Source organism: Kribbella sp. NPDC023855, assembly GCF_040639475.1.
GTDB lineage: Bacteria > Actinomycetota > Actinomycetes > Propionibacteriales > Kribbellaceae > Kribbella.
On sequence record NZ_JBFAAA010000006.1, the window covers coordinates 490,343 to 496,481 of the forward strand.

A 6,139-nucleotide genomic window follows, 5' to 3' on the forward strand; every position below is an offset into this window, starting at 1 on the left:
CCGTTGTGCAACGCATGGCCGCGGCGCCGCTCGCCTGAACGTGTTCGTGTCGACCTTTGCAAGGCCTTGGCTCCTCTGCATCAACGCGCAGTGGCATGTGGAAGGCAGTACGAAGGCGGAACCGAATCCGGTTCGTCAGCCGCACCTGGAGCCCCTTCCTCCAGAGCGCTCGTTCCGCTGTGAGCGAGGTGGTGGTTCGTGCCGCGATCCGGTGGGCCGACGTCGCTCGTACAGCATCCTGTGGCGTCGCCGGACGGAGCGGGCGCCGCCTTGCGAGGGAGGACGCCATCAACGGACAGTGGCCGTCGGGTGGGCGGTTGGTGGGCCGCGCCGCGGAGCTCTCCGTCTGGGAGGCCGTTCTGGGACGTGCGGTGCCGCCACAGCAGGTCATTGCGGTGGCTGGCGATCCAGGTATGGGCAAGACTCGGCTGCTGGACGAGTTCCGGCGGCGAGCGGGGCGGGCAGGCGTCCCTGTCCTCACTATGCGAGCGCTGGAAACTGACGGCGCGAGCTCCTTCTCAACGCTCAGCGGTGCGCTCGACTCGTCCTTTCCGAGGTGCCGTAGGACGGCCGCATTCATGCATGGCGACGGTTCGCCGGCGGCGGGAGTTGCCGCGCTGCGATTAGCAATCAGCGATGTTCAGACATCCGCGGGCGACAGATCGCGAGTTCACGCGGTCGCCCGGCGTCTGCTTGAACGCTCGTCGCGGGACCGTGGCTTCGTGTTGATCCTGGACGACGTGCACTGGGCAGACGACGACACCACGACTCTTCTGCTTCAACTGGCTCGCGCCTCGCTTCCTCGTCGAGCCGTGATCTGCCTGGCTTATCGACCGCGGCAGTCGTCCCAACGATTCGTCACAGAAATCGCGGAACTTTCACGGATCGCTGTGGTTCGCCAGCTCCAACTCGAGGCGCTGTCCGAGCGCGACTCACGGCGATTTCTCGGTCCCGACTTCGCTGTTGGAGACGTTCGGTCGTTGCAGACCCAGAGCGGGGGTAATCCGCAGTACCTCGAGGCTCTCGCCCACCGATCGAGCTTCGAGGACAGCAACGAGCTGCTGAGGTTCGCAGCGGAGCTGGAGACGGTAACGCCGGCAGTTCGTACAGTCGCTCGAGCTGCCGCAGTACTCGGGGCGGAGTTCGATCCTGGCTACTTACCGCGCATCGTCAGCTTGAAGCCCGGGGAAGTATCCGAGAGCCTTGACGAGCTCGCGCGACGGGACCTCATTCGTGCCTCGAAGACTGGAGGGCTGCTGTCCTTCCGCCATGCCCTGGTCAGGGAGGCTATCTACGCCAGTGCAGGACCGGGGTGGCGTAGGACGGCGCATGCCATGTCGGCCGAGGTCTTGCGTTGTGCGGGTGCAACCGCGGCAGCGCGGGCTGAACATGTGGAGAACTACGCTGGCAACGGCGACGTCGAAGCCATCGCGGTATTGCTCAGAGCGGCCTCCACCGCACGGTGGCAAGACCCTAGAAGCGCAGTTCGTTGGTATCGCGCCGCAGCGAGGCTCCTTTCGGATGAACAGCAGCGAGGAAGACGGTTAGCGCGACTGGCTGTCGCCGAGGCGGAAGCCTTACTGGCTGCGGGAGATTTCAGCCGTAGTTGGCAGATGTTCGCCAAGGTTCTGGAGGATGTTCAGTCACGTAGCTCGGCCACTCGTATCAAAGCCATTACCGGTCTCGCCAAGGCGGCCCGGTACATCAAGCGTGACCAGCAAGCCACTGCGATTATCGAGCAGGAGACAGCTTGGTTCCTCCCAAGTACTCCTGGACCTGCGCGCTGGTTGTGGTTGGAGCTGGCGGCAGACCGAATCGACAGGGGAGAGGTCGGTGCCGGACGATCAGTCCTCGAGCTGCTGGTCGAGGTGCGCAAGGACGGACACGACGAAGCGGCATGGCGTGCCGGCGTCCTGGCGTTGAAGGCTCTCGCGGCTGCCTCGGACGGCGAAGTTGAACAAGGGCTGGTCGACGCGGATGTTGCAGGGCGTGTCGTCGATGCCTGGAGCGAGACGGAGCTGGCGGCCAATCTCCGAACGGTTCTGTGGATCGTTCGGGTAGACATGCTGGGATCTCGCTATGCCGATGCTCTGCACCGCCTGCGCAGGGCGGTCACTACCGCCCGACAGTCAGGGCAACTAGGACTGCTCGCGGAGCTGCTTGTTGTTGAGGGTTCGGTGCTGCTGAAGTCCGGGATCCTGTCGGCCGCGCGATTGTGCTTCACCGAGGTACGCGAGGTGGCCGAGGGGTGTTGTAGCGAGTCGCTGCTGTTGTCCGCGCTGGCAGGTCTTTCCCGGGTATCAGTGTGGCGGCGAGAACTTGCCGAAGCGCGCAGCCTCGCGAAAACCGCCGACGAACTTTTGAACTTCGACCAGACGCCGACATCGATTCTCGCCAGCGGGATGCTCGGGGAGGTCAGTCTCGTGCTGGGGGATCCCACTCTGTGTGTCGCCCGTGTTCTGGCCGCGGGCGGAGGACCTGATCTCGTTCGAGCCACGCCGAGCACTCGGGTAGCCTGGTACGAACTGCTGACACGTGCGGAACTTGTGCGCGGCGACTTTTCGTCTGCGCGGACATGGGCGGACCGTGCAACCAGCGCGGCCTCTACTGCCTCACAAGATCGCGCCCGGGCATTCGCCGCTCTCGCGGAAAGTCAGGTATGGCTGGGGTTTGGGCGTTGCGGCGTCGCCATCGAGAGTGCTCGGACAGCCGTTCAAGGTTTCGACGCGGCTACTGATCCACTGGAGTTGGCGCGCGCGCATGTCGTGCTCGGCAGGGCCCTCGCGAGCACGCGCAGCAATGAGGCGATAGTCGAACTGCGTGAGGCCATGCGTATTTTCACCAGCTGCGGCGCAAGAAGCGGTCAGGAGGAAGTTTCGTCCGAGCTCCGACGGCTGGGTGTCTGGACCGCGGTCGTCGAGAGCGGGAGGCAAGCCGGTGGTAGCGAGGAACTGCTCAGCTGCCGCGAGCGTGAGGTGGCGGAACTGGTGGCCCATGGCCTGACGAACAAGGAAATTGCCGCGGCCATGTTTTTGAGCGAGAAGACGATCGAGCGGCATATGACATCGATACTCTCGAAGCTCGGTGTCCGATCACGTGCCGCCGTGGTGATGAAGCTTCACGGAACACACGACCCTGAGGTAGCCGGCCACCTGAGTCAGTGACCAGCTGTGACTGTCGCCTGCGGACAGGTGTTGCCGCTCTCCGGGGGAGTCTGCAGTTGGCGCTCGTGGCCACGAGGCCGCGCCGCATTGCTCGGGCGGTAGCAACCGGACCTCGTCAACTCTTTGTATTTGCAGACCACGCGCCGGTAGATGCCGTGTCGGCCGCACGGGGGGCCAGTGCTGCGGCCGACACGGCGGCGAACTTCAACGGCCGGGTGGGGGAGAGTAAACCGTGACCGTCTGAACCGTTCGCGTCTAGCAATACGCCGAGTTCCGTTCATCGGTTCACCCCGATAGCCGCGCTATGGCAGTCGGTCGATTGACTGAGTCGTCTGCGTGATCCGGACCGGTTGGTCTCGACGTAAAGCCTGGCGACTCATCCCGTGCTGGTTGTCTGGAGAGGGAGTTCTATGCGCGCTCTTGTGGTCGCCTCGTGGTGGCGGAGTATGTCCCGGGCATCGCTGGCGGCCGCGATGGCCGTAGTCGTCAGCGCCGGTGTCGTTCAGGCCATCCCGTTGGCCGCTTCAACTGCCAACGCCTCGGCTGGCGAGGCCGTGGTGCCGGTAAGTGGTCCTGCGTTCGGCGGGACGTCCGGAAATGCCTCCGTAGGAGACGGCGGCTCGGCCCGCTACACGGTTCCGTTGAAGATCGTTCCGGGGCGTGGTGGCTTCGAGCCGCAGTTGGCGTTGAGCTACAGCAGCGATACGTCGGACGGGCCGGTCGGGGTGGGGTTCGGACTCACCGGACTATCGCAGATCAGCCGGTGTGCGAAGACTTTGGCCGAGGACGGCGTTTCGGCGGGGGTGGGCTTGAACGCTGGCGACAGGTTCTGTTTGGACGGCCAGAAGCTGATTGCGGTCAACGGCGGCGTCTATGGGGCCGATAGCACGGAGTACCGGACGAAGCGGGACACGCATGTCCGAGTGAAGTCGTACCGAACGGCCGGTACGCCGGCATGGGTCCTGGGGCCGACGCATTTCACGGTCGAGAAGCCGGACGGCACCGTCAGCACTACGGGTTGAACGGCACAACAGCCAAGGCCGATGTCGTGGCAGGCGGTCTGCTGGCGAATGTCACCTGGGCCATTGAGCGGGCCGAAGACCCGTCCAAGAACTCGATCGTCTGCAAGTACGGCAAGCGGACGCATCCGGCTCTGTCAGAGGTCGAGATCGAGCGATGGGTTCATTGGATCGAGTACGGCGGCGCGGGCAAGATCGACCGGCGGGTCGAGTTCGACTACGAAGGCCGTCCGGACAAGCGATTCGGCTTCGCCTACGGTCAGGAGCGGGAAAGCTTGCGGAGGCTGAAGACAGTGCTGGCCAAAACCTTCGTCGGCGCTACGGGGAGTTGGCAGCAGGCCCGGAGCTATACGTTGAGCTACGAGAACACAGGCGCGACGAATCGGAGCCGGCTCGCCGGGCTCAAGGAATGCGGGATGGATGACCAGGGCTGCAAACGCCCGACGGTCTTCAAGTGGACCAACGGCGGTGAGGGGTTCGCGGCTGGTGCGACCCAGGTACCGTTGACCGGATCTGTGGTTCCGTCGTCGCGAGACAGCCAGGTGATCACGGCGGACCTGAACGGTGACGGACGGACCGACCTCGCCTGGCCGGAGGCCGATCGGTGGAAGTACGTGTTCGCGGAGGAGCCCGGCTCCTCATCGGTCATGTTCAAGAAGGCGGTGGACGCCGATGTCAACGGGTACGGCGTGACGGCGACCGCGTATCCCATCGACTACGACCTGAACGGTGGCGTCGACCTGCTGCCGAGAGAGGTTCAGAACGTCTTGTGGCGACCGGTGCTGACGCTTGCCGACGGTCCGGTCAAGCGGGTGAAGACCAACTCCGCCAGCGCGTTCAACCAGGTTCTCAACGGCGCTGGTGCGATGACCGGCGACTTCGACGGCGACGGCTACCAGGATGTGCTCGAGTACAGGCTGGGTCCTGACGGGACCAACTACAAGTGGGCATGGCGACGGCGCAGCGGCACGGTCAACCCGTTGATCGACTCGGCGAACCCCTACGACGACAAGGCGTTCGGACCGCAGATGCCGGTGAGTCTGGGGGACAAGCCCAAGGATGTCCTGGTGGTGGACCTCGACGGTGATGGTCGCGACGAGGTCGTCACCCCGCTCGGTTGGCACGATCTCGCAACGGGTATCTGGAACGCCGCAGGAGGACCGGGCGACGAGCCGTTCAAGCTCAACATGAAATTTGTCGATCTGAACGGTGACGGCCTGCTTGACCTGGTGGCAGACGGTCAGTACGGCGTCAAGAAGCCCTCCCTGTACTACAAGCTCAACCGGGGCAATGGGACCTTCACGCTCGACGCCCCGATGAACATTGCCTCGGGCGGCTTCGCAGGTGCCGAGCTGGTCGACGGCGACGGCGACGGCGACGGCCGGCAGGAACTGCTGATTCCACGACTGAGCGCGGCGCCCAGTACCTCCGAGCCACTGTTCGACGGCCTCGATGTCGTCGCCGCGGGAGTCGGCACCGATGGCTCCATGACATTCACGAAGAAGACGACCACGATCAACTTCAAGCCACAGAGCCTGACGAGTCTGAAGAAGCAGGGCACGAGGGTGGTCGACGCCGACGGTGACGGCCAGGAGGACGTACTGCTGGTCGATCGTCCGGAGCCGGGGGCGTCCGGACCTGTCGATCTGCGCGTCTTTCGCCACCTGGGCGACATTTCGTCGGCCGGGAACCGGCCCGACATGCTGCACCGGATCTACGAGGGAAATCAGGCTCCGAAGGGCTCGCTGGAGGATCTCCCGCCAACTGTCACCTTCAAGTACGCCCCGTTGACGGACGGTACCGTGTACGAGCTGGGGCAGTGCCCACGGCAGCAGGGAAGGCCGACGGCGGATGTCCTGAAGCGCCTCCGTTGCGTGTGCGCAGCCGGGTGATGATGCTGGCCAGGACGCTGGCGAGTTCTGGGCTGACCAGCAGGACCCGTTCCTCGTCGGTCTT

3 protein-coding genes are annotated in these 6,139 nt (G+C 64.5%); all 3 read left to right on the forward strand.

Features of this window, described 5'->3' with window-relative positions; genetic code table 11:
* The first annotated feature begins 95 nt into the window (after positions 1 to 95).
* Positions 96 to 3,164 carry an AAA family ATPase gene (locus AB0F51_RS23980; RefSeq protein ID WP_360283446.1) on the forward strand — a complete coding sequence of 1,023 codons (3,069 nt, stop codon included), beginning with the start codon at positions 96 to 98 and terminating at the stop codon, positions 3,162 to 3,164.
* A 410-nt stretch (positions 3,165 to 3,574) separates the two neighbouring features.
* A complete protein-coding gene (locus tag AB0F51_RS23985) occupies positions 3,575 to 4,186 on the forward strand; it encodes a SpvB/TcaC N-terminal domain-containing protein (RefSeq protein ID WP_360283448.1) in 612 nt (203 codons plus the stop codon).
* Positions 4,183 to 6,075, forward strand: a complete 1,893-nt coding sequence (locus AB0F51_RS23990; RefSeq protein WP_360283450.1) for a hypothetical protein — start codon at positions 4,183 to 4,185, stop codon at positions 6,073 to 6,075. The genes AB0F51_RS23985 and AB0F51_RS23990 overlap by 4 nt, the downstream gene beginning before the upstream one ends.
* The last annotated feature ends 64 nt before the right edge of the window (positions 6,076 to 6,139 follow it).

Coding starts and splice junctions, on each gene's coding strand:
- AB0F51_RS23980 (WP_360283446.1), top strand. CDS start 96: ATGTGGAAGGCAGTACGAAGGCGGAACCGAATCCGGTTCGTCAGCCGC.
- AB0F51_RS23985 (WP_360283448.1), top strand. CDS start 3,575: ATGCGCGCTCTTGTGGTCGCCTCGTGGTGGCGGAGTATGTCCCGGGCA.